Below are 24,405 nucleotides of genomic sequence, written 5' to 3' on the forward strand. Positions count from 1 at the left end.
AAATGGGACGGCCGTTCAGGTCACGACCGGTTCGAGGACCTCGAGCGTGCCCGCATCGGCATCGAGGCGCACCTGGCAGCCCACCGGCACGCTCGCCTGCGCGGCAATGTGGCCGATCGAGAGGCCCTGGAAGGCCGGAATGCCGAGCTTCCCGAAATGCTGGTCGAGCACCTCGTAGATCGTGAAGTTGGAATAGCCGGGTCCCGGGTTGCGGCAATTGGTGCACTGTCCGAAGACGATGCCCGCCAGACCTTTCAGGACACCGGCCAGGGCAAGCTGGGTCAGCATGCGATCGATCCGGTACTCGGACTCGTTGGTGTCCTCCAGGAACAGGACGGCGCCGCGCATGTCGGGGAAATAGGGCGTGCCGACCAGCGCCGAGAGCACGCTGAGATTACCGCCGAGAAGGCGTCCCTGCGCCTGTCCGCCCGCAAAGACACGCGGGGTGCGGCGGCCTCCGCCAAGACTGGGACCTGTGTAGCCTGTAACCGTAAGCGTGGGCGTTGCGCCCTCGAAGGCCAGGGCACGCCAGCTGTCCCAGGCCACGGGCGGCCAGCTGGCCGAAGCGTTGGGGCCATGCACGCTGGGCGCGCAGCCATGGGCAGCCAGCGCGGCATGGAGCGCGGTGTTGTCGCTGAAACCGGTGAAGAGCTTGGGACTACGGCGCAGCGCGGCAAAGTCCAGCCGGGGCAGGATGCGCGCTGTGCCCCAGCCGCCGCGCACGGCCATGACGCCCTTTACGCGCGGATCCTGCCAGGTCTCCATGAAGGCAGCGGCCCGCGCCGCGTCCTCACCTGCAAGGTAGCCCGCCCGCGCAGTCAGGTTCGGCGCCAGGATCGGCTCCAGCCCCATCGCCCGCACGGCCTCGGCGATTTCCTCGATCCCGAACCGGTCGCCGATGAAGCCCGCTGGCGCGACCAGGCCCAGCCCGTCGCCGGGCCGCAGGCGCGGGGCGCGGAGCCTTTCGCCCCTGCCCGCGTTGTCCTTCGCATGCGCGTGATCGGTGGCGGCAAATGGGAAGCCCGAAAGGGCAAGCCCCCCGGCCAAGGTCGCGACGGTTTTCAGGCATTGGCGTCTGGACTGCATGGTGTGGCACCCTAGCCACGCCCCGCGGCGGCGTCTCGGCAAATCTCTCGACGGACCGGCCTTCCCGGTCCATGGATAGGCAAATGACAGAAGAAGAAAAGAAACTCACCGACCGCCGCTTCTACAAGGCGGAACAGGAAGCCACCTTCGCCGGCGAACAGACCGGCACCCTGCAGACGCAGCACCCAGCCTACCAGCTGGCCTTCCAGGACACCGATTTCCTGCTGCGCGACGAACTGCGCCCGGTCCGCTTCCAGCTTGAACTGCTCAAGCCCGAGATGCTGCTGGAAGAAGCCAACATCGGCTCCACCCTCGTCATGTATGGCTCGGCCCGCATTCCCTCCCCCGAAAAGTGCGACGACGTGCTCGCGAAGGCCACCAGCGACGAGGACAGGAAGGTCGCCGAGCGGCTCGTCGCCAAGGCGAAGTACTACGAGGAAGCGCGCAAGCTCGCCCGCATCGCCAGCCAGTGCGGTCTGGTGGAAAAGGGCATGCGCCAGTTCGTCGTGTGCTCGGGCGGCGGCCCCTCGATCATGGAAGCGGCCAACCGCGGCGCGCACGAAGTCGGCGCGGAATCGCTGGGGCTCAACATCGTCCTCCCGCACGAGCAGGCGCCCAACCCCTACGTCACGCCGCGCCTCTCCTTCCAGTTCCACTACTTTGCGCTGAGGAAGATGCACTTCCTGCTGCGCGCCCGCGCGGTCGCGGTCTTCCCCGGCGGCTTTGGCACGCTCGATGAGATGCTGGAGATGATCACCCTCATCCAGACCGGCAAGATGAAACCGATCCCGGTGCTGCTCTACGGACGCGAGTTCTGGGAAAAGGTCATCAACTTCGAGGCGCTGGCCGAGGAAGGCGTGATCGCCCGCAAGGACCTCGACCTGTTTACCTGGTGCGAAACCGCCGAGGACGGGTGGAAGGCGATCCGTGCCTTCTACGATCTCGACTGCGGGTGAGGCAGGACGATGAATCCGAGGGCCATCGCCCTCGGGCTCCCCGAACTGTCTAGCTCACCTTTTGCGCGCCAACTTGGCTGAGAGAGGTGAGGTCACCCATTTCGGGGTCAAGGGGCGATGGCCCCTTGAATCAAGTTGTTTTTCCTGAACTTATCGGACCGCCTGGTGGCCCATCGGGCCATGCCCGGCGCCCAGCCCCGGGGCCGCGCTGAGGGCACGGCGAACAAATTCACGCGCGCCCTCGACCGCCTCGGGCAGCGACATTCCCTGTCCAAGTCCGGTCGCAATCGCGCTCGAAAGCGTGCAGCCGGTGCCGTGGGTGTGGCGGGTGACAATGCGCGGTGCGCGCCAGATGACCGGGTCCCTGCCCGGCACCATCAAGCGATCCTCGACCACGTCGCCTTCGGCATCGCCGCCTTTGGCAAGGTAGGCCACGCCCTTGGCTTCCAGGGCCGCATCGCCGCCCAGGGCCTCTAATTCGGGCACATTGGGCGTCGTCAGCGCGGCGCAGGCCATAAGCCGGGAGAAGGCCGCAATCGTCGCCGCGTCGGCCAGCACCGATCCCGATGTCGCGACCATGACCGGATCGAACACGACAGGCACGCCCAGCGCCTCCAGCCGCGCGGCGACGGCATGCGCGATCTCGGCCGAGCCCAGCATGCCGATCTTGACCGCATCGACCCCGATGTCGCTGATGCAGGCGTCGATCTGCGCGCCCACCATCTCGGGCGAGAGCGCGACGACGTCGGTCACCCCGCAGGTGTTCTGCGCCGTAATCGCGGTGATCGCGGTCATGGCGTAGCCGCCCAGCATCGTGATCGTCTTGATGTCGGCCTGGATGCCCGCTCCCCCTGAGGAATCCGAGCCGGCGATCGAAAGAATACGAGGAGGTGTGGTCATGGCCTGAGGCGTGTCACTTCGCCGTGTAGCGGCGCACCTTGGACGGGGGCGCGGCGTCGTGGTGCTTCTTGGCGCGGGTCGGGCGGTCGGTCAGTTCGCCCCCGCATTCGGGGCACAGGTCGTCGAGATCCTCGGCGCACTCGGCGCAGTAGGTGCACTCGAACGAGCAGATGAAGGCGCCGGGCGCCTCGGCGGGAAGATCGGCGCCGCAGCGCGCGCAATCGGGGCGCATTTCCAGAGCCATCAGCCGGCTACCTCTTCAATGGCGGCGCAGATCGCAGCGACCGCCGCCTCGACCTTGGCGGCATCATCGCCCTCGGCCATGACCCGGATCACCGGTTCGGTGCCCGAGGGACGGATGACGAGGCGGCCCTCGCCGCGCAGCGTGCTCTCGGCCTCGGCGATGGCAGCCTGTACGCGCGGATCCTCCAGCGGCTTGCCGCCTGCAAAGCGCACGTTGCGCAGGAGTTGGGGGACCGGATCGAAGAGGTGCAGCACCTCGCTCGCCTTCTTGCCCGACTGGACAAGCGCGGCCAGCACCTGGAGGGCCGCCACGGTGCCATCGCCGGTCGTCGCATGGTCAAGCAGGATCATGTGGCCCGACTGTTCACCACCCACGTTGAAACCGCCCGACTTCATGCGTTCAAGCACGTGGCGGTCACCCACCTTGGTACGCTCCAGCGTCAGCTCAAGGCCCTGAAGATAGCGCTCCAGGCCCAGGTTCGACATGACGGTGGCGACCACGCCCCCGCCGCACAGCTTGCCACGTGCGGCCATCTGCGTGCCGAGCAGCGCCATGATCTGGTCCCCATCCACGACCTTGCCGTTCTCGTCGACGACGATCAGCCGGTCGGCATCGCCATCGAGCGCTATGCCGATATCGCAGCCGCCCGATACGACCGTTTCCTGCAGCAGTTCGGGGTGGGTCGAGCCGCAGGCCTTGTTGATGTTCTTGCCGTTGGGCGTCACGCCCACGGTCACCACTTCGGCGCCCAGTTCCCAGAACGCGGAAGGGGCGACCTGGTAGGCCGCGCCATTGGCGCAGTCGACCGCGATCTTGAGGCCATCGAGCCGCACCGTATTGGGCAGCGAGGCCTTCACCGCGTGGATATAGCGCCCGCGCGCGTCATCGATACGCCGCGCCCGGCCGATGTCTTCGGCATCGGCAAGCTCCAGGTCTTCGCCCAGCATCTTCTCGATCGCCAGTTCGTCGGCGTCGGAAAGCTTGAAACCGTCGGGGCCGAACAGCTTGATGCCGTTGTCCTCGTAAGGGTTGTGGCTCGCCGAGATCATCACGCCGACATCGGCGCGCAATTCGCGGGTGAGCAGCGCGACCGCAGGCGTGGGCATCGGGCCCAGGAGGATCACGTCCATGCCCACGCTGGTGAAACCGGCGGTCATCGCGTTCTCGAGCATGTAGCCCGACAGGCGCGTGTCCTTGCCGATCACCACGCGGTGGCGGTGGGTGCCGCGCTGGAACAGCTTGCCCGCCGCCTGGCCGACCTTGGCGGCCGTCGCGGCGGTCATCGCCCCCTGGTTGGTGCGGCCGCGAATGCCGTCGGTTCCGAAGAATTGCTTGTTCATGCCTGTCCGTCACCTGCCGTGCGTCTTGCAAATTGCCATGCCGCGCCGGACTGGTAATGTCACCCCCCTCGCCCGTCCTTTCACCCGGATGCGCCTTTTCCTACCCCCTTCCAGACATGACCAGGGACCTTGATGACCGAGCCTTCCAGCGCCAGCCGCATGCCTGAGATCCGCGTTCCGGGTTTCCTCACGCTGGGCGGTCTTCTGGCCGGGCTGGCCGCGGGCGCCCTGTTCAAGGGTTCGGCACCTCTGCGCGATATCCTGATTCTGGCCGAACCGCTGGGCGACCTGTGGCTGCGCGCGCTCAAGATGACGATTCTGCCGCTGGTCGCCGGCCTCCTGTTCACCGGCATCGTCGAGACCGCCGCGGCCGCGCAGGCAGGCGCCATGGCCCGCCGCACGCTCGGTCTCATCGTAGGCGTGCTGGCGGCCAGCGCCTGCCTCGGCGGCCTCCTGATGCCGCTTCTCCTGCGCCTGTTTCCCGCCCCCGCGCTCGATCTTGCCGGGCACGGCGAGACGCCCAAAGCCAACCTCCCCGGCCTGGGCGATTTCCTCGGCTCACTCGTCCCCTCCAACGTGCTGGGCGCAGCCGCTGAGGACGCGATGCTGCCGGTGATCGTCTTCATCGCCCTCTTTGCGCTGGCCTCCACCCGCCTCGCCGAGGAACCGCGCCGCCAACTGGCCCTCCTGTTCGAGGGGCTGGCGGGCGCGATGATCGTCGTCATCGGATGGGTGCTCAAGCTCGCGCCGCTCGGCGTCTTTGCCCTTGGCCTTTCGCTCGCCGCCCGGACTGGCGCGGCGGCCATCGGAACGCTGGGCCATTACATCCTGCTCGTCGCGACGCTGGGTGCGGTGTTCCTGCTCACCGCCTACCCGCTGGCGGTGCTGGTCGGGCGGCGGCACCTCGGCGCCTTTGCCCGCGCGGTTCTGCCTGCACAGGCGGTGGCCGTCTCCACCCAGTCCTCGCTCGCCAGCCTGCCCGCGATGCTGGCCGCCGCACGGGCGCTGCGAGTTCCGGCCACGGCGGCCGAATTTGCCCTCCCCCTTGCTGTCACGCTGTTTCGCGCAACCGGCCCGGCGATGAACGTGGGCGTCGCCGTCTACGCCGCGCAGCTGGCCGGGTACGAGCTTTCGGCCAGCGCCATCGCGGCGGGCGTTCTCGTCGCCTTCGTCACCACCTTCGGCACGGTTTCGCTCCCCGGTACGGTCAGCTTCATTGCCTCGACCGGGCCGATTGCGGCGGCCATGGGCGCGCCGCTCTGGCCGCTCGGCATCCTTGTGGCCGTGGAAATGCTGCCCGACATCATGCGCACGCTGGGCAACGTGACGATGGACGTCGCGGTGACGACGGCGGTAGCAGCGGAAGAGAGAGACGAGGACGATGCCGCGCCAGACGCGCCAACAGTCCACTAGGACCCTGAGCCTAGGGCTCCAGCTCGATGTCCCAGTAGAGCCAGTCGCGCCAGGTCTCGTGCAGGTAGTTGGGCGGGAAGGCCTTGCCCCGGTCCTGCAGCTGCCAACTGGTCGGCTTGATGGGCGCAACCATCGGCGGCATGTTCGCCTGCTTGGGCGTGCGCCCGCCCTTCTTGAGGTTGCAGGGCGAGCAGGCAGTGAGAATGTTCTCCCAGCTCGTCTTTCCGCCCAGACGCCGCGGGACCACGTGGTCGAAGGTCAGATTGTGCGGCGATCCGCAGTACTGGCAGGTGAACTTGTCGCGCAGGAACAGGTTGAAGCGCGTGAAGGCGGGAAACTCGGACGGTTTGACGTAGTCATGGAGCGCGATCACCGAGGGGATCTGCATCGTCCAGTTGGGGCTGCGCACCGCCCGGTCGTAGCACGAGACCACGTCCACCTTCTCCAGCACCACCGCCTTGATCGCGGTCTGCCAGGGCCAGACACTGAGCGGGTAATAGGAGAGCGGCGTGTAATCCGCATTGAGAACAAGCGCAGGGCAGTCCGAAAGACTTCGGGAGGGATCATCCTCCGCGCTGCGGAAACGGGCCGCGCGCTCCATCAGCTCCGATCTGAGCATGGCCTCCTGTCGCAGGCCGTGATGACAAGTTCATGGCAGCACATGAAGTCTTTTGCAGCACTTGCGCGACTCGGCGTCAAGTCCCCTATGGTACAGCCCTGCCGAAATGCGACGAACACCTGCGCGCTGTTCAGAACATCATATTCAATTCACGAGCCTTTTTCATGATCCGTACACGCTTTGCGCCCAGCCCCAACGGCTCGCTTCACCTGGGCCATGCCTATGCCGCCATCGTCGCGCATGATCTGGCCCGTTCGCGCGGCGGCGAATTCCTCGTGCGCATCGAGGACATCGACGGGGCTCGCAGCCGCCAGGAACTCGCCGAAGAGGCGCTGAAGGACCTTGCCTGGCTGGGCCTCACTTGGGACGGACCGGTGCGCATCCAGTCGCGCAACGTCGGCGCACACGTCGCCGCAGGTGAGCGCCTGAAGGCGATGGGGCTTCTCTATCCCTGCCGCTGCACGCGCGCCGAAATAGCCGCCGCCGCCACCCAAATGGGACCCGATGGGCCAGTCTACCCCGGCACCTGCAAGCACCGCACCCTCGATCCCGAAGGCGCGGCCTGGCGGATCGACATGGAGGCAGCGATCTCACGCGCCGGGCCCCTCATCTGGGAAGACGAACGGGCCGGAGTGCAGCAGGCCGATCCGGCGCCCTACGGCGATGTCGTGCTGCTGCGAAAGGACCTTCCGGGCAGCTACCACCTCGCCGCCACGCTTGATGATGCCTCAGACGCCGTCACCCTCGTCACCCGAGGCATGGACTTGTTCGGCGCCACCCACATCCACCGCCTGCTCCAGGCGCTGCTCGACCTGCCCGTGCCCACCTGGCACCACCACCCCCTGCTGGTCGAGGCGGATGGCCGCAAGCTTGCCAAGCGGCGCGGCTCGCCCTCGCTCGCCGACCGGCGCCGTGCGGGCGAGGACGGCCCCGCGCTCGCCGCGGCCTTGCGCGCCCATGCCTTCCCCGCTGGCCTTTCGCTGGGCGAAGGCGTAGCCTGAGGCCATGTACACTCTACTCGTCATCGTCATTGTCGCCCTGATGATCGCGGTCGTGATCAGCCTGGTGCGCGGGATCATCGCCTTCCTCAATGGCACCAAGGAGGACCTCAACCGCGATCCCAGTGAGACCGGCCCGTCGAAAAGCCAGCAGATGCAGAACCGGATGATGTTCAACCGCATCAAGTATCAGGCCGCTGCAGTCCTGGTCTGCGCGCTGCTCCTGGCCTTCGCACGCTAAGCGCCGCCACCTCTTTCCTGAGCGATCCGACAAGCAGTTGCCCTCCCTTTGGGAGGTGCATTCGCCTGACCGACGGACTAGGGACGGCCACACCCCGGCGAGAGAGAACCATGGTCAAACTCAACAAGATCTACACCCGCACCGGCGATGACGGCACCACCGGCCTTGTCGACGGATCGCGCCTACCCAAGCACGCGCGGCGCATGGAGGCCATCGGCAGCGTCGACGAGGTCAACAGCGCGATCGGCCTCGCGGTCTGCGCGCTCGATACCGAGGCCCCGCACAGGGCCAACCTCGTGCGCATCCAGAACGACCTGTTCGACCTTGGCGCGGACCTCGCGACCCCGGGCGAGGACTTCACCCCGGGCGAGATGACCCTGCGCATGGTCACCGCCCAGGTCGACTGGCTGGAAGGCGCCATCGACGCGGTCAACGCCGAGCTCCAGCCGCTGACCAGCTTCATCCTGCCCGGCGGCAGCGAAGCGGCGGCACGCGTCCACATCGCGCGCGCGGGATGCCGCAGCGCCGAGCGCTGTGCGACCGCGCTGGCGGGGGACGAGCCTGTCAACCCGGCCGCACTTGCCTATCTCAACCGCCTGTCCGACTACCTCTTCGTGCTCGCCCGCGCGCTGAACGAAAACGGCGCGCGCGACGTATTGTGGGTGCCCGGGCAGAACCGCTAATGCGGCAGATGTAATTTCCACAAGGCCCCGGACCTGCGCGTCCCTGCGGCCAGACGTTCGAGAGGGAGCACACAGCGTGCAGACAATCGGTATCATCGGTGCAGGAATCATGGGCACGGGCATTGCCCAGACCGTCGCGGGCAAGGGCATGGACGTGGTCCTGACCGACATCAGCCTCGAAGCGGCCGAAAAGGGCAAGGCGAAGATCGAGAAGAGCCTGGGCCGCCTGATCGCCAAGGAAAAGATCACGCAAGGCGATGCAGACGCACTCCTTGCACGCATCACGCCGACTGGCGACTACGCCGCGATGGCCGAGTGCGACCTCATTATCGAGGCCGCGACCGAGCGCGAGGACATCAAGGCGAAGATCTTCGAGGCGGCGGGCAAGGTGCTCAAGGACGGCGCGCTCATGGCCTCCAACACCAGCTCGATCCCGATCACCCGCATGGGGGCAGGCACGATCGACCCCACGCGCTTTTGCGGCCTGCATTTCTTCAATCCGGTGCCGGTCATGGGCCTGATCGAGGTGATCCCCGGCCTTGCCACCAGCGAGGACACCATCGCCAAGATGAAGGCGTTCGGGGAGAAACTTGGCAAGACGGTTGTCCTCGCGGGCGACGAGGCCGGCTTTGTGGTCAACCGCGTACTGTGCCCGATGCTCAACGAGGCGATCTGCGTGCTGGGCGCGGGCGTTGCCAATGTCGCGGACATCGACGCGGCGATGAAGCTTGGTGCCAACCACCCGATGGGGCCCCTCACGCTGGCCGACTTCATCGGCCTCGACACCCTGCTCGAGATCATGAAGGTCCTCTTCGAGAGCACCGGCGATCCCAAGTACCGTCCGGCCACCCTACTCCAGAAGTACGTGGAGGCGGGTTGGTACGGCCGCAAGAGCGGGAAGGGGTTCTATGACTATTCGGGGGACGAGCCGGTCCCTACCCGCTGAAAGAACAAGAGGATTCAAGGGGCCATCGCCCCTTGACCCCAGAACGGGCGACCTCACCATTCTCGGCTGCCGCAGCGCGCGGGAAGTGAGGTTGACTGGTCCGGGAGCCCGAGGGCGATGGCCCTCGGAATCCTCCTTTTCCCTTCTTCGTTATCCCTGCACGGGGAACGCGACTCGCATCCGCTCCGTTACAGATGTCAAAGGAGATATCCGATGGCCCAACGTAACGACGACTTCGCCCCCGAGACGGTCAACTCCGAGCAGGCCGATGCGCCCATGCAGGCGCAGGAAGTGGCTGAGCAGGCCCTGAACCAGTCGACTTCGGTGCTGGGGCTCGAACAGAGCGAAAAGCTCTCCGCCAGCCTCGACGGCGCGAACGCGCAGGATCTGGTTGACCACATGCGCCAGATGGACACGAGCGGCACCATCGACATGTCCGCCTACGCCGGCGAAGAGGCGATGGATGACCTCGAAGACCGCTACGGACGGGAAAGCGCGCCCGAACCGGATCTGGCGTCCGACGGCAGTTGAGGCTAGGACCTCTCGTCAGAAACACGAAAATCAATCGGGAGAGGTGGGCGTTTCTATCGCCCAAGGGTTCTTATGCTTGCCATGCGTTTTGGCGACAGCTTCCGGCTTGTCGCGCCCCCCGTCTTCGGACGCCGGGACAGTGCAGTAGGCGGTCAGCAGCACGCTGGCCGCCCAGAAGAGAGCGTGCCAGCGGCTGCGGAAGACGCGGGTGAGGCGCGGACCGAGAAACATCATGGCCCCCTTGTGGACCTTCCCGGTTAATCCTCGGTTCCCGCCTCGCGTTTGAGATCATAGAGAATTTCCAGTGCGTCGCGCGGGGCAAGCGCGTCGACATCCATGTCGCGCAGCTTTTCCCGCAAGCTGTCGCAGGCTTCCTCGCGCGCCTCTTCGGCGGCGGCGAACAGCGGAAGCTCGCCAAGACCGGCGGCCAGGCCGCCCGTTTCCGCGCGGCCCTTTTCCAGCTTTTCGAGCACCGACTTGGCCCGGCTGATGACCTTGGGGGGAACCCCGGCAAGGCGCGCGACGGCGAGGCCATAGCTGCGGTCCGCGGCACCTTCGGCCAGCTCGTGGAGGAGCACCAGTTCCCCCTTCCACTCACGCGCCCGCACATGGTGGAGCGACAACGCCTCGCACGTTTCGGCAAGGCGCGCCATCTCGTGGTAGTGGGTCGCGAAAAGGCAGCGGCAGCGGTTGGTCTCGTGCACCGCCTCGGCCACTGCCCAGGCAAGAGCCAGACCATCGTAGGTGGACGTTCCGCGCCCGACCTCGTCGAGGATCACGAAGCTGCGCTCGGTCGCCTGCGAGAGGATCGCGGCGGTCTCGACCATTTCGACCATGAAGGTCGAGCGCCCGCGTGCCAGGTTGTCCGAAGCGCCGACGCGGCTGAACAGGCGGTCGACCAGACCGATCCGCGCCGCGTCCGCCGGAACGAACCCGCCCGCCTGCGCGAGCAGGACGATGAGCGCGTTCTGGCGCAGGAAGGTCGACTTACCACCCATGTTGGGGCCGCCGATGAGCCAGAGCCGATCGTGACTGGCGAGGCGGCAGTCGTTGGCGACGAAACGCTCGTTCTGCGCCTTGAGGGCCGCCTCGACGACGGGATGTCGCCCGCCCTCGATTTCCAGCGAAAGTCCCTCGACCACTTCGGGGCGTGCCCAGCCCCCTTCCGCAGCGCGCTCGGCCTGTCCGGCCGCAACGTCGATGCGGGCGAGCGCGGCTGCGGTGGCGGCGATGACCTGCCGCGCGGCGACCGCCTCTTCGACCAGCGCTTCGAAGTGGGCCTCTTCGGCCGCGAGCGCATGGGCGCCCGCCTCGGTGATGCGGCTCGCCTCCTCGTGCAGCGCCAGCGCGTTGAAACGCATGGCCCCGGCCATCGTCTGGCGGTGGGTAAAGCCGCTTTCGGCCTGCATCAGTGTGTCGGCGTGGCGCGAGGGCACCTCGATGAAGTAGCCCAGCACGTTGTTGTGCTTGATCTTGAGCGCGGTAACGCCCGTATCCTCGCGGTACTTCGCCTCAAGCGCGGCAATCGCCTTGCGCGCGTTGCCCGAGGTGACGCGCAGCTCATCGAGGCTGGCGTCGTAGCCTTCGGCAATGAAGCCGCCCTGCCCGCGTTCGGTCGGCGGCGCAGAGACCAGCGCGCGGGTGAAGTGCTCCACCATTTCGCCCCAGCCCGCGACATGGCCGCCCAGCACAGGAAGCAGGCTGTCGAGCAGCACCGGCAGATCCTCGCGGCCCGCAAGGCGCCCACCGATGGCATGGGCCCCGGCCAGACCATCGCGCAGCTGGCCCAGGTCACGCGGCGATCCGCGCCCTGCAACCACGCGGCCCAGCGCACGGCCCACGTCCGGCAGCGCGCGCAGCGCCGCGCGCAGGTCCTCGCGCAGCATCGGGTCCTCATGCAGCCAGCCGACCAGTTCGAGACGCGCGGAAATCGCGGTGCGCTCGGTCAGCGGGGCGGCAAGATCCTCAGCCAGCTGGCGCGCACCCGCACCGGTCACACAGCGGTCGACCGCGTCGATCAGACTGCCCTTGCGCGAACCTTGCGCGGATTCGAGGATTTCCAGGCTCGCGCGCGTGGCCTCGTCCATCGCCAGCGTCGCCTCGCCCGAACGCGCCTCGGGCGGCAGCAGCAGCGGCAGCGCGCCGCGCCCGACATGGTCGAGATAGGCAATGAGGCCACCGGCGGCGGCCAGCATCGGGCGGGTGAAGGCCCCAAAGCCGTCGAGCGTGGACACGCCGTGGATGCCCTTCAGGCGCTCCTCGCCGCCTTCGGAGGAGAATTCATGGCCCGAACGCCCGATTGCGTCCTCGGGCGCCAGTTCCCAGCCGTCCTGCACGACAAGCTCGCGCGCGCCCAGACGTGCAAGGCTTGCAAGAAAGCGATCAGGTGCACATTCCTCAAGCACCATCTGCCCGGTCGAGATGTCGCAGGCGGCAAGACCGATCACGCCGCGCACCTCGCAGGCCGCGGCGAGAACGTTCGCCCGGCGCGGTTCGAGGAGAGCCTCCTCGGTCAGCGTCCCCGCCGTCACGAAGCGCACGATATCGCGGGCGACAAGGGCTTTGGAGCCTCCCCGCTTCTTGGCTTCGGCGGGCGTCTCGGTCTGCTCGGCGATGGCCACGCGGCACCCCGCCTTGATCAGCCGGGCAAGGTAGCTTTCGGCCGAATGGACCGGCACGCCGCACATCGGGATCGGGGTTCCGTTGTGCTCACCGCGCGTGGTGAGTGCGATATCGAGAACTTGGCTTGCGATTTTTGCATCTTCGAAGAAAAGCTCGAAGAAGTCCCCCATACGGTAGAACAGCAAGCATTCGCCAGCTTCCTCGCGAAGCGCGAGATACTGGGCCATCATGGGTGTTGCGCCGGAACTCATGGCGCTGCGTTAGCCCCGCTCCCCGGGGCTTGTGAAGCGCAAGCCCCTTGCCTTTCCCCTATCGCGTCCCGGAATCTTTCGTTATCGGCCCTCGCTCATCCGGGAGAAATTCATTGTCCGAGAAAAGCAAGGTCCAGTTTACCGAGCGCGAGGCTCTGTTTTACCACCAGACAATCCGTCCGGGTAAGATCGAGATCATCGCATCCAAGCCGATGGCAACGCAGCGCGATCTGTCGCTCGCCTATTCGCCCGGCGTCGCCGTGCCTGTCCAGGCCATCGCCGACGATCCGCAGAAGGCTTACGATTACACCGCCAAGGGCAACCTCGTCGCGGTCATCTCCAACGGCTCGGCCATCCTGGGCATGGGCAACCTGGGCGCGCTTGCGTCCAAGCCGGTGATGGAAGGCAAGGCGGTCCTGTTCAAGCGCTTCGCCGACGTCGATTCGATCGACATCGAGCTGAACAGCGAGGACCCCGAGGCCCTGATCGAAGCCATCGCGATGATGGAGCCGAGCTTTGGCGGCATCAACCTTGAAGACATCAAGGCGCCCGAGTGCTTCGTGATCGAGCAGACCCTGCGCGACCGCATGAACATCCCGGTCATGCACGACGACCAGCACGGCACCGCGATCATCACCGCAGCCGGCCTCATCAACGCCTGCCTCATCACCGGCCGCAAGATCGACGAGATCAAGGTCGTGGTGAACGGCGCGGGCGCGGCGGCGCTGGCCTGCACCTCGCTCATCAAGTCGATGGGCGTGCGCCACGACAACGTCATCATCTGCGACCGTTCGGGCACGATCTACCAGGGTCGCACCGAGCAGATGGACCAGTGGAAGAGCGCCCACGCGGCCAACACCGAAGCGCGCACGCTGGAAGAGGCGCTGGTCGGCGCCGACGTGTTCCTCGGCCTCTCGGCCGCCGGCGCGCTTCCGCCCGAATACGTCAAGAAGATGGCCGACGAGCCGATCATCTTCGCGATGGCCAACCCCGTTCCCGAGATCAATCCCGACGAGGCCAAGGCCGTGCGTCCGGACGCGATCATCGCCACGGGCCGTTCGGACTTCCCGAACCAGGTCAACAACGTGCTGGGCTTCCCCTTCATCTTCCGCGGCGCGCTCGACGTGTCGGCAACCGCGATCAACGAAGAGATGAAGATCGCAGCGGCCAAGGCCATCGCCGAACTCGCCCGCGAGCAGGTCCACGAGGACGTCGCGGCGGCCTACGGCGGTGCGGTCCAGCAGTTCGGCCGTGACTACATCATCCCCGCGCCCTTCGACCCGCGTCTGATGGAAGTGGTGCCCGCTGCCGTTGCCAAGGCGGCGATGGATTCGGGCGTCGCGCAGCGCCCGATCGAGGACTTCGACGCCTACCGCCTGCAGCTCAAGGGCCGCCTCAACCCGACGACCTCGGTGCTGAGTTCGGTCTACGCGCAGGTCCGCGCGAACCCCAAGCGCGTGATCTTCGCCGAAGCGGACAACGAAGTGGTGCTGCGCGCCGCGATCCAGTACCGCGATTTCGGCTACGGCGAACCGATCCTGGTCGGCCGCACCCAGAACATCCTCGACCTCATGGGCGAGTTGGGCGTGCCCAACCCGGAGAGCTTCCACATCGAGAACTCGATGGTGTCCGACCACGTCGCGCCGATGGTCGAGATGATCTACGCGCGCCTCAAGCGCCGTGGCTATCTGGAACGCGACGTGCAGCGCATGGTCAACACCGACCGCAACACCTTCGCCTCGGGCCTGCTCAAGATGGGTGTGGGCGATGCCATGATCACCGGCATGACGCGTCCCTTCGCGCAGTCGATGAAGAACGTGCGCCGCGTGCTTGATCCGGCCCCGGACAAGCTGCCCTTCGGCATGCACATGCTGGTGGGCAAGAACCGCACCGTGTTCCTGGCCGACACCACCATCAACGAGCGTCCGAGCGCCGAGGAACTGGCGATCATCGCCACCGAAGCGGCTTCGGTCGCCAAGCGCATGGGCCACGAACCGCGCGTCGCGTTCCTCTCCTACTCGACCTTCGGCAACCCCGAGGGCCAGTGGGTCGAGCGCACCCGCGATGCCGTGCACATCCTCGACGAACGTGACGACGTGCCCTTCGAGTACGAAGGCGAGATGGCTCCCGACGCCGCGCTCAACCCCAAGATCATGGCGCTTTACCCGTTCTGCCGCCTCTCGGCCCCGGCCAACGTCCTGATCATGCCGGGTCTGCAGTCGGCCAACATCTCGGCCAAGCTGCTGCGCGAGATCGGCGGCACGACCTCGATCGGTCCGATCCTGCTGGGCATGGAAAAGCCGGTCCAGATCGTACCGATGACCGCGATCGCGCCCGACGTTCTGACGAGCGCCGTGCTTGCGGCTGCCGGCATCGCCGGCTGAGGCCGCGGCAACGCAACCGGAGGGGGCCGCTTTCCCGGACGGCCCTGTTCCCGGCGACACCTGACAAAAAGGCCCCGGCAGGACCCTCCTGCCGGGGCCTTTTTGCAACGCTTGGCCTGCGAAGCGCCATCCAGCGCCCGAACGCCGCCTGATCGGCGCGAATTTCAATTGACCCACCCCGGGTCCATCCTAAAGGCTGGCCCTCGCTGCGGCACGGGCTCGCAGCATCGGATCAAGGAGGTGCCCCGTGTGGCAATGGTTTACAGGGAACACGCAGGTCGTCAGCGTTGCCCTCAGCTTTGCCATGCTGATCGTCTGGGTGATCTACCTGCAGCTGCTGCTGGTCCAGTTCCGGGGCACCAAGCGCTCGACGATCCTCATCACCCGCGCTGCGGGCCGGGGCATGCGCAGCCGCTGCCTCGTCACCAACATGAGCAGCCAGCCGCTCTACGTCTCCAGTCTCATCGCGACAGTCCATGTGCGCGGACGCCAGATCGAACTGGCGCTCACGGACCTGCGCGAACTGCCCGGGGACCTTGGCGAAGACCCGCGCTCGATCATGGGCCAGGGCAGCCTTGCGACCGGCCAGTTCATGAACATCGGCCACTTCGATGACATCGTGCGCACCCTGCTCGACGCCAACGAGGAAACCGACGTGCAGGAAGAGGAGGTCGACCAGTTCGACCTTACCGTGGTCGCGCTCTACGCGCTGGAGGACCTGCCCGTGGGCGCGACGCGCAGCTTCCACTTTGAACGCAACGTGCCCAAGGGCCCGCGCGTCCAGCCGCTCAGCATCGCCACCGACCAGATCCGCCAGCGCCGCCGCCGCCGCGATCTGCTCAACAAGGTGCAGCAGTACCTCTGAGCCTGTCCGAAAAGAACAAGAAGACAACTATTCAAGGGGTCATCACCCCTTGACCCCAAAATGGGCGACCTCACCATTCTCAGGCCACGTGGCGCGAGAACCCCGAGGTCGACAGTTCGGGGAGCCCGAGGGCGATGGCCCTCGGAACCATTTTCCTGATTTTCCGCTCAGCCCTTGCGGCGGTAGCGGAAGTACCAGACCTCGTGCTTGTAGACCGCGCGGGCCTTGGCCTCGTAGCGCGTTTCGGGCCAGCCACCCGGGCGCTTCTGGAAGTCGAGGGGCTTGTCGCAGAGCCATTCGAACTGGTCGGTGTGGCGCTGCATGACCATCAGCGCATGGCGCAGGTAGATGGCGTGGTCGGTGCCGAAGCGGAACTCGCCGCCGGGCTTGAGCTTGGCTGCGAACATGTCCACCGGACCATCGTTCATCATGCGGCGCTTGGCGTGGCGCGCCTTGGGCCAGGGATCGGGGTGCAGCAGGTAGAGGAACGAGAGCGAACCGTCGGGAATGCGCGCAAGGACTTCCAGCGCGTCGCCGTGGTGGATGCGCACATTGCCGAGCGGCGGATGCGCGCCGTTATCGCCCGCAACGTGCATCAGCGCCTGCGCGACCCCGTTGATGAAGGGCTCGGCGCCGATGAAACCGTGGCCGGGCAGCATGTCGGCACGCGCGGCCATGTGCTCGCCGCCGCCAAAGCCGATCTCGAAGTGGAGCGGGCGATCATCGCCAAACAGCCCCTCGGCCGTGATCGGCCCGTCCTCGGGCATCGCAATCTTGGGCAGGAGGTTGTCGACAAGGCCCTGCTGGCCCGCACGCAAGGGCTTGCCCTTGGAGCGGCCATAGAGGCGGTTGAGAGTCGTGGGATCGCCGGGTTTGTGCGCAGTCATGGGCCGCGGCACTGGCAGGCAAGCGCGTGCGGGTCAATATTGCACGTGGCAGGCGGGGCAGCAGGGCCTAGCTTTCCTGCGGCAAGGCCAAATATAGAAGAGATGAAGAAGGAAGTCCTGATTCAAGGGGTTATTACCCCTTGACCCCCAAATGGGCGACCTCACCATTCTCAGGCTACGTGGCGCGAGAACCCAGAGGTCGACAGTTCGGGGAGCCCGAGGGCGATGGCCCTCGGAATCACCTTTCCATCCTTGTCCGCAGATGGCTTCGTTCCTTGAAACCACGCAAAGGACGAATTGCACGCACGCCCCGGCCCGGCCATACCCCCACCAAGGCGGGGCGAACCACCCGCCCCCAGCAGAACCGGACCTTTCACCATGCTCGCCGCCATCTTCCTCCTTCTTGCCTGCCAGCTCGTTGGCGAGGCGCTGCACCGGATCACCGGGCTCGCGCTTCCCGGTTCGGTCATCGGCATGGTGCTGCTGCTGGGCTGGCTGGCGCTGGTGCGGCGCGAGCGTCCGACGCTCAGCGCTGTCAGTGGGTGGCTGACAGCCCATCTCTCGATCATGTTCGTGCCCGCCGCGGTCGGCCTCATGCAGGAAGGTCCTGCGCTTGCCCGCTATGGGCTGGGGCTCGCGCTCGCGACCGGGGTTTCCACCATTCTAACCATCATTATCACGGCGCTGGTGTTTCGCTGGGCGCTCCACCGCTTCACCCCCGAGGAGGTCGGCAAGCGCCCCGTACAGCCTGCGGAGCCCGGCGCATGAGTGCCCTGACGGGTCTTCTTGCCACCCCGCTCCTGTGGCTGGCCGCGACGCTGGGAGTCTTCGAGATCTTCGAACGCCTTTCGCAGCGCTCGGGGCGCCACCCGCTGTGCCACCCGGTGCTCTGGACCACACCGGTGCTGATCGCGCTGCTCTGGGCCACGGGGACGCCCTATGCCGACTACCAGGCCGACACCTTTCTCCTCAGCTTCCTGCTCGGCCCTGCCGTGGTTGGCCTTGCGGTCCCGATCTGGGCGCAGCGTGAGCGCATTGCCCGCCTTGCCGTCCCGATTGTCCTGTCCCTCGCGGCCGGTGCGGTCACCTCGATCGTCAGCGCAGTCGGGATTCTTTCCCTGTTCGGAGCGCCTGCGGACATCCTTGCCTCGATTGCCCCCCGCGCGACGACGACGCCGGTGGCCATGGCCATTGCTCAGCAGTTGGGCGGCGTGCCCGCGCTGGCGGCCTGCATCGTCCTGTTCGCCGGTATCGTGGGGGCGATGACGGCCACCCCGCTCCTCAACGCGATGAAGTTCGACGATTACCGCCCGCGCGGCTTTGCCCTTGGCGTTTCCGCGCACGGGTTCGGAGCCGCGCGCGCGTTCCAGGTCAGCGAGACCGCAGGCGCCTTTGCAAGCCTGGGCATGGCGCTCAACGCAGTGATGACGGCGGCCCTGCTTTCACTGCTCGCCGTCTTCCTTTGAGCCGGTGCGAATCGAAACGGCCGGCAATTCCATCAAGGAACGCCGGCCGTTTGCGAATCGGTCAGATCGGGGCGCTCTGCGCTCAGGCGACTTCCTGCAGTTCGTCCGGATCGCGCAGGACGTAGCCGCGGCCCCAGACGGTCTCGATGTAGTTGGCCCCGCCACAGGCGTGGCTGAGCTTCTTGCGCAGCTTGCAGATGAAGACGTCGATGATCTTCAGTTCGGGCTCGTCCATGCCGCCATAGAGGTGGTTGAGGAACATTTCCTTGGTCAGCGTGGTGCCCTTGCGCAGGCTGAGCAGCTCCAGCATCGCGTATTCCTTGCCGGTCAGGTGCACGCGCGCGCCATCGACCTCGACAGTCTTGGCATCGAGGTTGACGACCAGCTTGCCGGTGCGGATGACCGACTGCGAGTGCCCCTTGGAACGACGCACAACCGCATGAATACGCGCGATAAGTTCTTCACGGTGGAAGGGCTTGGTGACATAGTCGTCGGCGCCAAAGCCGAACGAGCGGACCTTGGAATCCATTTCCGCAATGCCCGAGAGGATGAGCACCGGGGTCTGCACCTTGGCCACGCGCAGCTTCTTGAGCACGTCGTACCCGTGCATGTCGGGCAGATTGAGGTCGAGCAGGATGATGTCGTAATCGTACAACTTGCCCAGATCGAGGCCTTCCTCGCCCAGGTCCGTCGAGTAGATATTGAACCCTTCTGCCGTGAGCATCAGCTCGATCGCACGTGCAGTGGTGGGTTCGTCCTCGATCAACAGAACTCGCATTGGGTGATCCCCTTGTTGCCCTTATTTGCCGACCCTATCGGCTCCCGGTGTAGACTGCGGTAACCGCTTCGCAACGGACCTTGCCGAGAATTAACCATAGGTGGGATGAAGGTTAAAGGTTAATTTGCCGTAAATGCGGACGCGAAGTGCAGACTATGGAAAGATTCTTAGTCGTGCCACCGCGCATCCCCACGGTAACCAAAACGGCGGTGTGCCCTTCAGGTTAAGGGGCGCACCTTCATTTTCCTTTCCACGCGCGCACGGGGCTTCGCGCGGTCGCCCTTCACCTGTGGTGTACCGACCCGTGCAAGATAGCTCCACAGGCCGCACTGCAGGCCGATCACCATGAGAATGAAGGGCTGGAAGGCAATGCCCACGAAAAGGGAGCCGACGAGGTAGGACACCTGCGAGAGCTGAAGTGCATTGGCAAGCGGCGCCACCCAGGCCACCTCGGGCGCGCTTTGCTTGCGGTAGCGGCGGCGCAGCGCCTCCATCTGCCACAGCCCCGAGGCCTGAAGCAGCAACCACAGGAACAGGCCGGGATAGCCCTGCTCCCCCAGCATCTCGAAGTAGCTGGAATGGTAAGCGCGGCCTGTCTCGACGACATGCTCGCGGCGCACCGTCGTCACGTCTCCACTCGTGTCGTGCACGACCGTGTCGTACTCGACCCGGCTCGAAAGGTAAGCCTCGAAGCCGCCGCCCAGCGGGTTCTCCCGCGCGTAGTCCCAGGTCCACTTCCACACCCCCAGCCGCGTGCCGGCCGACTGGTCGGCCTCGTGGTTCTCGATCGTGTTCATGCGCGCAACGAAAGACTGGGGTAGGAAGGGAATCGCGGCAAAGGCAGCCAGCGTCATGCCCGCCAGGATCAACACCCGGTGGCGCGCGGTGCGCAGGTAGAGGATGCATAGGGCCGCAAGGCAGACGAGGCCGGTGCGCGCCTGCGTGCCCACCGGGATCAGACAGCACGCGAAGATGAGCGCCCCCGCGAAGGTCCAGACCCGCCAGTCGGAGGGGAAGATCGTCGAATGGCGCGCCAGCCACAGGATGATCGGGATGATCGCGATGGCCACGCACGAGAGGATCGAGCCTTCGTAGAGGCCTGTGTTGTTCTCCACGAAGATGCGCAAGGTACCATAGCCGCCCCCACCCAGCGCCGTCTTGATCCCCCCGTCGATGATGAGCGCGCTGGCCGCCAGCACCATCACCAGCGCGGCCGCCTCGATGCGCAGGCGCGTGCGCAGGGTGAGCGGGAGAAAGATCGCGAAGACCAGTGCCTTCCACACCCAGCTCCATTTCTCGAGCGCGGGCAGCGGATAGTCCGCGCGCAGCGTGGTCACCGCGCAGTAGGCGAGCAGCGCCAGCATCACCCCCTGGCGCCAGGTGAAGCGCGTCCCCTCCTTCCCGTCGAGCGCCAGCCACCCCCCAAAGGCCGCGACGAAGGCAATCAGCGAGGTCGGGATGACCGAGAGGAACCCCCAGGAAATGATCTGGGGCGCCACGATGTCGATGTAGAGATAACACAGCACCCACAGGAACGGGCGGCGCAGCCCGGCCAGCAGAAGCGCGACAAAGAAGCCGGTGAAGGCGAGGTTAAGCACCGGGCGCTCCCGGACGCGGCGCGCGCGCATCCTCCTCGGATTGCGTTTCGGCAACAGAGCCGGGAACACGCATCCCCTGCCCGCGCGGCGCACGGCGCGGCGCTGGGGGCTCGCCCTCGCGGTCGAGATCGGGCCTCTGCAACAGGCGCCACACGGCCAGCGCGATCAGGCCGTGGGAGAGGGCAAGGGCAAAGATGTCGACCATCGCAAAACCTGCTAAGGCGCCCGGGTTGACGCCGCGTTAAGCGTTGTCCTGTAGCAAACGAGCGCCATGAGCACACGCCCGCCCCGCATCCTGCACGTGCTGGACCATTCGCTGCCGCTGCAAAGCGGCTACACCTTTCGCACCCGCGCGATCCTGAAGGCGCAGCAGGCGATGGGCTACGAGGTGCGCGGCGTCACGGGGCTGCGCCACAAGACCCAGACCTCTCCCGCCGACGCGGCGCCCGAAGAGGCCGATGGCCTGCTTTTCCACCGCACGCCCGGCACCGCCAAGGGCCCGCCCGTCTGGCGCGAGGCGCGCGAGATCGCCCGCTTCCACACCGGGATCGAGGCCGCGATCGCCGCCTGGCGCCCGGACATCCTCCACGCCCATTCGCCCGCGCTGTGCGGCGCGGCCGCGCTGCGGGCCGCCCGGCGCCACGCGATCCCCCTCGTCTACGAGATCCGGGCCTTCTGGGAAGACGCCGCGGTGGGCAACGGCACGGGACGCGAGGGCTCGCTCAAGTACCGGCTGACCCGCGGCCTTGAGAACCACGTCGTCGCGCGCGCCGATGCGGTGGTGACGATCTGCGAGGGCCTGCGCGCCGACCTTGCCGGGCGCGGCGTGCCCGCCGACAAGATCACAGTCATGCCCAACGGCGTGGATCTCGACCTTTTCGGCACACCTGCGCCGCGCGACGAGGCTCTTGCCCAGACGCTTGGCTTCCAGCGTGCGGACGGGCGCCCCTGCCCCGTCATCGGCTTCATCGGCAGCTTCTATGATTACGAAGGGCTCGACGACCTCATCGCGGCCATGCCCGCCCTGCTCGCCCGAGAGCCCGATGCCCGACTGCTGCTGGTCGGCGGAGGCCCGCGTGCCGAGGCGCTTGCTGCACAGGCCAAAGAGTCTCCGGCTGCCCACGCGATCCGCTTTGTGGGCCGCGTTCCCCACGCCGAGGTCGAACGCTACTACGCGCTGTGCGATGTCATGGCCTATCCGCGTAAGCGCAGCCGCCTCACCGACCTCGTCACCCCGCTCAAGCCCTTGGAAGCCATGGCCCAGGGCAAGATCGTCGCGGCCAGTGACGTGGGCGGACATCGCGAACTGGTCACCCATGGCAAGACCGGCGTGCTCTTTGCGCCCGATGATCCACAGGATCTCGCGCACGCGCTTGCCGAACTGCTCGGCGCGCGCGATAGTTGGGAACGCCTACGCACCACGGGCATTGCTCATGTGCGCCGCGCGCACGACTGGTCCGCCAATGCCAGGCGTTATCAAGACGTTTACCAAATGCTGTCACCTGTGGTGGCGCAACATGGGCACTAGAACGCGATCGGTTCCGCGATTCCCGGCCCGATAATCACTCCTGGGGGTGTGCGACGTGGCCGATAAGATGCGCAAGACCAAGGGCGGAAAGCCGCCGATCAGCCAGCATCCGATCTTCCCCGCCATCATCGCGCTGTGGTGCGGCGCGCTGGCCGGGCTGTGCAGCATCGCGCTGCGCCCCGCCGTGGTCGAACAGGCGATTCTCGCCACCGGCCTCGACACGCTCGTGCCCATGGCCGCTCCGCCACTGGGGGCCACCTTCCGGATTGCCCTTGCCCTTGCCATGACCGGGATCGGCGCCCTCCTCGGCGGGTTCCTGGCCCTGCGCATCGTGCGCCCGCACCCGTCCGCCCGCGCCCGTGCAGAGCGCACCGAGATGGCTCGGGACGAGGCCCCGGCCACCACGCCCGCCGCCCCTCCTGCGGGCCGCCGCCGGGCCTTGGCCAACATGGAGCTGGAAACCGCGAGCGCCCTGGAAGCGAATGCGGAGATCGCCGAGGCGCAGGAAGATAGCGTTCCCGAGGCTGCCGCACCCTTCGCGCAGCCCGAAACGGCCGCTGCACCTGCACCTGCACCTGCCGCAGCGCCCCTGGAAGAGACCGAACATGGCGACATCGCCGAGGGCATCCTCGACATGCGCGCGTTCGATCTCGACGCCTATCTCGACAGTGCGCAGGAGCCCGCCGCCGAGCCGGACGCAATGCCCGCGCCAAGCGAAGCCAAAGCCCCAGATGCGCCTGTCGTTCCGGAGGACAACGTGGCCCCATCGCGCCCCATCCCGCCCGAGGCGCAGGTCTTCCGGACAAGCGCCCCATCCGCCTCCGCACCCGAAGCCGACGTACCGGCCGCCCCCGGCCAGCGCCTGTTTGATGCCTATTCGCAGGCGATCGCCGCAAGGACCGCAGCCCCTGGCTTCTCGCTGCTCCCGCACAAGGATGAGGAAAGCACCGAAAGCGCACAGATCTGGGACGATACCCCGGACATGTCCGAGCCCACCGCGACGGACGACCCCCGCAGCGCCCAAACCGCTCCGGCCGACGCGCCTGAAGTGCTGCCCTTCGCCGCAGCCGCCATGGCCGAATTCACCGCAGGCGCAGGCACAGCCCCGCGCAGCGGCGCCGAGCGCATCGCCGCGCGCGAACTCGATGAACTCTCGCCGATCGAACTGCTCGAGCGCCTCGCCCTGGCCATGACGCGCCGCCGCGAGACCGAGGCGCGGGACGCGGCCCAGGAGACACCGGAAGAGGCGACCCCAGCGCCGTCCACGAGCGAACCCGCCATCCCGGAGCCCTATTCGCCGGAAACCGCCGCCGAGGTGCCGCCAATTCCGACGCCATCGGCCGAAGAGGAGGCAACACCCCCGCAGGTTGAAGCTCCCGAGCCGACCCCGGTCGCTCTGGCCCGCGGCCCCTTCGCCGCGCCGATCTCCGAAGCCACCAGCGAGCCTGCCTCGCACGAGGCGGCACAGACGACTCCCGAAGAAGCGCCCACCGCGAAGCTGGGCCTGCCAGCCGCGATGCGCGGGATCGACTTCGACGCCTTCGAGGACGACGACAACGAGGCGCTGCCCGACTACATCCCGGCCCGCCAGATCCGCGCGCCCGCGCCCCCGTCCGCAGCGTCCCCGCTCTCGGCCCCGGCCCCTTTCGCCGCGCCCGCCGGTCTTGCGCCCGCAGAGCCCGAGGAAAACGACGCCGAGGAAGAAAGCGTGCTCGAACAGGGCTATTCTTCGCTTCTCGGCCTTTCGCGCCCGGCCGAGGGCGCGCCGACCTTCGTGCGCGTCGAGGAACCCGACGACCACGACGAGATCGAACCGGTGGTGATCTTCCCGGGCGAAGAGGCGCGCAGCCAGGCCGCCCGCGCATCGAGCGAGGCGCCGCGCCCCTTCGATGCGGCCCCTGCCGGAGGGTCCGAACCCCTGGCCTTCCCGCGTCAGCTGCAGGCCGATGCCTCCCGCGCGCAGCCCCGCCCCTTCGATGCCCCGCCGCGCGAGGACGCGGAAGAGACCGAGAAGGCCCTGCGCGCAGCCCTCGCCACGCTCCAGCGGATGAGCGGCGCCGCCTGATCAC

The 24,405-nt window shown here is 67.0% G+C and carries 24 protein-coding genes; 13 read left to right on the forward strand and 11 right to left on the reverse strand.

The window, feature by feature from the left end; translation table 11 throughout:
* Nucleotides 1-15: 15 nt before the first annotated feature.
* The gene (locus LC060_RS17625; protein WP_226637918.1) at nucleotides 16-1,086 is read right to left on the reverse strand and encodes a S66 peptidase family protein; all 1,071 of its coding nucleotides are present in this window, start codon (nucleotides 1,084-1,086) and stop codon (nucleotides 16-18) included.
* An 83-nt stretch (nucleotides 1,087-1,169) separates the two neighbouring features.
* On the opposite strand from LC060_RS17625, the gene LC060_RS17630 reads away from it, so the two are divergent.
* Nucleotides 1,170-2,042 carry an LOG family protein gene (locus LC060_RS17630; RefSeq protein ID WP_226637920.1) on the forward strand — a complete coding sequence of 291 codons (873 nt, stop codon included), beginning with the start codon at nucleotides 1,170-1,172 and terminating at the stop codon, nucleotides 2,040-2,042.
* Between the two features lie 150 nt (nucleotides 2,043-2,192).
* Here LC060_RS17630 and thiD read toward each other — a convergent pair whose 3' ends face one another.
* The 3 genes from thiD to glmM are packed head-to-tail and all read right to left on the reverse strand — an operon-like array spanning nucleotide 2,193 to nucleotide 4,526.
* Entirely contained in the window at nucleotides 2,193-2,942 is a 750-nt protein-coding gene (thiD, locus tag LC060_RS17635) for a bifunctional hydroxymethylpyrimidine kinase/phosphomethylpyrimidine kinase (protein ID WP_226637922.1), read from the reverse strand.
* A gap of 13 nt (nucleotides 2,943-2,955) precedes the next feature.
* Nucleotides 2,956-3,186 (reverse strand): DUF1272 domain-containing protein, encoded by a 231-nt coding sequence (locus tag LC060_RS17640; protein WP_226637924.1) that lies wholly within the window; start codon nucleotides 3,184-3,186, stop codon nucleotides 2,956-2,958.
* Entirely contained in the window at nucleotides 3,186-4,526 is a 1,341-nt protein-coding gene (glmM, locus tag LC060_RS17645; RefSeq protein ID WP_226637925.1) for a phosphoglucosamine mutase, read from the reverse strand. The genes LC060_RS17640 and glmM overlap by 1 nt, the downstream gene beginning before the upstream one ends.
* Nucleotides 4,527-4,658: 132 nt before the next feature.
* Between glmM and LC060_RS17650 the strand changes: the two genes are divergently transcribed.
* A complete protein-coding gene (locus LC060_RS17650; RefSeq protein ID WP_226637927.1) occupies nucleotides 4,659-5,939 on the forward strand; it encodes a dicarboxylate/amino acid:cation symporter in 1,281 nt (426 codons plus the stop codon).
* Between the two features lie 10 nt (nucleotides 5,940-5,949).
* Here the strand turns inward: LC060_RS17650 and LC060_RS17655 are convergent, their stop codons facing one another.
* Nucleotides 5,950-6,558 (reverse strand): HNH endonuclease, encoded by a 609-nt coding sequence (locus tag LC060_RS17655; RefSeq protein WP_226637929.1) that lies wholly within the window; start codon nucleotides 6,556-6,558, stop codon nucleotides 5,950-5,952.
* 164 nt (nucleotides 6,559-6,722) lie between these two features.
* On the opposite strand from LC060_RS17655, the gene gluQRS reads away from it, so the two are divergent.
* From gluQRS to LC060_RS17680, 5 genes are all read left to right on the forward strand, one after another.
* Nucleotides 6,723-7,559, forward strand: coding sequence for a tRNA glutamyl-Q(34) synthetase GluQRS (gene gluQRS / locus LC060_RS17660; protein ID WP_226637931.1), 837 nt, complete (start codon nucleotides 6,723-6,725; stop codon nucleotides 7,557-7,559).
* 4 nt (nucleotides 7,560-7,563) lie between these two features.
* Nucleotides 7,564-7,797 carry an HIG1 domain-containing protein gene (locus tag LC060_RS17665; RefSeq protein WP_148627077.1) on the forward strand — a complete coding sequence of 78 codons (234 nt, stop codon included), beginning with the start codon at nucleotides 7,564-7,566 and terminating at the stop codon, nucleotides 7,795-7,797.
* A gap of 110 nt (nucleotides 7,798-7,907) precedes the next feature.
* A complete protein-coding gene (locus LC060_RS17670) occupies nucleotides 7,908-8,480 on the forward strand; it encodes a cob(I)yrinic acid a,c-diamide adenosyltransferase (RefSeq protein WP_226637933.1) in 573 nt (190 codons plus the stop codon).
* 76 nt (nucleotides 8,481-8,556) lie between these two features.
* Nucleotides 8,557-9,426 (forward strand): 3-hydroxyacyl-CoA dehydrogenase family protein, encoded by an 870-nt coding sequence (locus LC060_RS17675; RefSeq protein WP_226637935.1) that lies wholly within the window; start codon nucleotides 8,557-8,559, stop codon nucleotides 9,424-9,426.
* A 213-nt stretch (nucleotides 9,427-9,639) separates the two neighbouring features.
* A complete protein-coding gene (locus LC060_RS17680; protein WP_226637937.1) occupies nucleotides 9,640-9,957 on the forward strand; it encodes a hypothetical protein in 318 nt (105 codons plus the stop codon).
* A gap of 30 nt (nucleotides 9,958-9,987) precedes the next feature.
* Here LC060_RS17680 and LC060_RS17685 read toward each other — a convergent pair whose 3' ends face one another.
* Together LC060_RS17685 and mutS are read right to left on the reverse strand one after the other, a co-directional pair.
* Nucleotides 9,988-10,191 carry a hypothetical protein gene (locus tag LC060_RS17685; protein ID WP_226637938.1) on the reverse strand — a complete coding sequence of 68 codons (204 nt, stop codon included), beginning with the start codon at nucleotides 10,189-10,191 and terminating at the stop codon, nucleotides 9,988-9,990.
* Between the two features lie 23 nt (nucleotides 10,192-10,214).
* Nucleotides 10,215-12,830: a DNA mismatch repair protein MutS gene (mutS, locus tag LC060_RS17690; RefSeq protein WP_226637940.1), complete on the reverse strand. Its 2,616-nt coding sequence runs from the start codon at nucleotides 12,828-12,830 to the stop codon at nucleotides 10,215-10,217.
* Between the two features lie 113 nt (nucleotides 12,831-12,943).
* On the opposite strand from mutS, the gene LC060_RS17695 reads away from it, so the two are divergent.
* Nucleotides 12,944-15,214: an NADP-dependent malic enzyme gene (locus LC060_RS17695; RefSeq protein WP_226637947.1), complete on the forward strand. Its 2,271-nt coding sequence runs from the start codon at nucleotides 12,944-12,946 to the stop codon at nucleotides 15,212-15,214.
* Nucleotides 15,215-15,461: 247 nt separating this feature from the next.
* On the forward strand, nucleotides 15,462-16,079 hold the full coding sequence (locus LC060_RS17700) for a hypothetical protein (RefSeq protein ID WP_052322114.1): 618 nt from the start codon (nucleotides 15,462-15,464) through the stop codon (nucleotides 16,077-16,079).
* A 167-nt stretch (nucleotides 16,080-16,246) separates the two neighbouring features.
* Here the strand turns inward: LC060_RS17700 and trmB are convergent, their stop codons facing one another.
* Nucleotides 16,247-16,966, reverse strand: a complete 720-nt coding sequence (gene trmB / locus LC060_RS17705) for a tRNA (guanine(46)-N(7))-methyltransferase TrmB (protein ID WP_226637949.1) — start codon at nucleotides 16,964-16,966, stop codon at nucleotides 16,247-16,249.
* Nucleotides 16,967-17,344: 378 nt separating this feature from the next.
* Between trmB and LC060_RS17710 the strand changes: the two genes are divergently transcribed.
* Together LC060_RS17710 and LC060_RS17715 are read left to right on the forward strand one after the other, a co-directional pair.
* Nucleotides 17,345-17,734 (forward strand): CidA/LrgA family protein, encoded by a 390-nt coding sequence (locus tag LC060_RS17710; protein WP_226637951.1) that lies wholly within the window; start codon nucleotides 17,345-17,347, stop codon nucleotides 17,732-17,734.
* Complete coding sequence (locus tag LC060_RS17715; RefSeq protein ID WP_226637953.1) at nucleotides 17,731-18,432, forward strand: LrgB family protein; 702 nt, start codon at nucleotides 17,731-17,733, stop codon at nucleotides 18,430-18,432. Before LC060_RS17710 ends, LC060_RS17715 begins: the two co-directional genes overlap by 4 nt.
* A gap of 82 nt (nucleotides 18,433-18,514) precedes the next feature.
* Here the strand turns inward: LC060_RS17715 and ctrA are convergent, their stop codons facing one another.
* The 3 genes from ctrA to LC060_RS17730 all read right to left on the reverse strand — a co-directional run bounded on the left by ctrA (nucleotide 18,515) and on the right by LC060_RS17730 (nucleotide 21,013).
* On the reverse strand, nucleotides 18,515-19,210 hold the full coding sequence (gene ctrA, locus LC060_RS17720) for a response regulator transcription factor CtrA (protein ID WP_148627068.1): 696 nt from the start codon (nucleotides 19,208-19,210) through the stop codon (nucleotides 18,515-18,517).
* A 218-nt stretch (nucleotides 19,211-19,428) separates the two neighbouring features.
* Nucleotides 19,429-20,808, reverse strand: a complete 1,380-nt coding sequence (locus LC060_RS17725; protein ID WP_226637955.1) for a putative O-glycosylation ligase, exosortase A system-associated — start codon at nucleotides 20,806-20,808, stop codon at nucleotides 19,429-19,431.
* Nucleotides 20,801-21,013 carry a hypothetical protein gene (locus LC060_RS17730; RefSeq protein ID WP_226637957.1) on the reverse strand — a complete coding sequence of 71 codons (213 nt, stop codon included), beginning with the start codon at nucleotides 21,011-21,013 and terminating at the stop codon, nucleotides 20,801-20,803. Before LC060_RS17730 ends, LC060_RS17725 begins: the two co-directional genes overlap by 8 nt.
* Before the next feature lie 66 nt (nucleotides 21,014-21,079).
* Between LC060_RS17730 and LC060_RS17735 the strand changes: the two genes are divergently transcribed.
* On the forward strand, nucleotides 21,080-22,336 hold the full coding sequence (locus LC060_RS17735) for a TIGR04063 family PEP-CTERM/XrtA system glycosyltransferase (protein ID WP_226637960.1): 1,257 nt from the start codon (nucleotides 21,080-21,082) through the stop codon (nucleotides 22,334-22,336).
* A gap of 55 nt (nucleotides 22,337-22,391) precedes the next feature.
* The gene (locus LC060_RS17740; protein ID WP_226637966.1) at nucleotides 22,392-24,401 is read left to right on the forward strand and encodes a hypothetical protein; all 2,010 of its coding nucleotides are present in this window, start codon (nucleotides 22,392-22,394) and stop codon (nucleotides 24,399-24,401) included.
* The last annotated feature ends 4 nt before the right edge of the window (nucleotides 24,402-24,405 follow it).

It is taken from the genome of Novosphingobium profundi, assembly GCF_020524485.1.
Classification (GTDB): domain Bacteria; phylum Pseudomonadota; class Alphaproteobacteria; order Sphingomonadales; family Sphingomonadaceae; genus Novosphingobium; species Novosphingobium profundi_A.

Coding starts and splice junctions, on each gene's coding strand:
- LC060_RS17625 (WP_226637918.1), bottom strand. CDS start 1,086: ATGCAGTCCAGACGCCAATGCCTGAAAACCGTCGCGACCTTGGCCGGG.
- LC060_RS17630 (WP_226637920.1), top strand. CDS start 1,170: ATGACAGAAGAAGAAAAGAAACTCACCGACCGCCGCTTCTACAAGGCG.
- thiD (WP_226637922.1), bottom strand. CDS start 2,942: ATGACCACACCTCCTCGTATTCTTTCGATCGCCGGCTCGGATTCCTCA.
- LC060_RS17640 (WP_226637924.1), bottom strand. CDS start 3,186: ATGGCTCTGGAAATGCGCCCCGATTGCGCGCGCTGCGGCGCCGATCTT.
- glmM (WP_226637925.1), bottom strand. CDS start 4,526: ATGAACAAGCAATTCTTCGGAACCGACGGCATTCGCGGCCGCACCAAC.
- LC060_RS17650 (WP_226637927.1), top strand. CDS start 4,659: ATGACCGAGCCTTCCAGCGCCAGCCGCATGCCTGAGATCCGCGTTCCG.
- LC060_RS17655 (WP_226637929.1), bottom strand. CDS start 6,558: ATGCTCAGATCGGAGCTGATGGAGCGCGCGGCCCGTTTCCGCAGCGCG.
- gluQRS (WP_226637931.1), top strand. CDS start 6,723: ATGATCCGTACACGCTTTGCGCCCAGCCCCAACGGCTCGCTTCACCTG.
- LC060_RS17665 (WP_148627077.1), top strand. CDS start 7,564: ATGTACACTCTACTCGTCATCGTCATTGTCGCCCTGATGATCGCGGTC.
- LC060_RS17670 (WP_226637933.1), top strand. CDS start 7,908: ATGGTCAAACTCAACAAGATCTACACCCGCACCGGCGATGACGGCACC.
- LC060_RS17680 (WP_226637937.1), top strand. CDS start 9,640: ATGGCCCAACGTAACGACGACTTCGCCCCCGAGACGGTCAACTCCGAG.
- LC060_RS17685 (WP_226637938.1), bottom strand. CDS start 10,191: ATGATGTTTCTCGGTCCGCGCCTCACCCGCGTCTTCCGCAGCCGCTGG.
- mutS (WP_226637940.1), bottom strand. CDS start 12,830: ATGAGTTCCGGCGCAACACCCATGATGGCCCAGTATCTCGCGCTTCGC.
- trmB (WP_226637949.1), bottom strand. CDS start 16,966: ATGACTGCGCACAAACCCGGCGATCCCACGACTCTCAACCGCCTCTAT.
- LC060_RS17710 (WP_226637951.1), top strand. CDS start 17,345: ATGCTCGCCGCCATCTTCCTCCTTCTTGCCTGCCAGCTCGTTGGCGAG.
- LC060_RS17715 (WP_226637953.1), top strand. CDS start 17,731: ATGAGTGCCCTGACGGGTCTTCTTGCCACCCCGCTCCTGTGGCTGGCC.
- ctrA (WP_148627068.1), bottom strand. CDS start 19,210: ATGCGAGTTCTGTTGATCGAGGACGAACCCACCACTGCACGTGCGATC.
- LC060_RS17730 (WP_226637957.1), bottom strand. CDS start 21,013: ATGGTCGACATCTTTGCCCTTGCCCTCTCCCACGGCCTGATCGCGCTG.
- LC060_RS17735 (WP_226637960.1), top strand. CDS start 21,080: ATGAGCACACGCCCGCCCCGCATCCTGCACGTGCTGGACCATTCGCTG.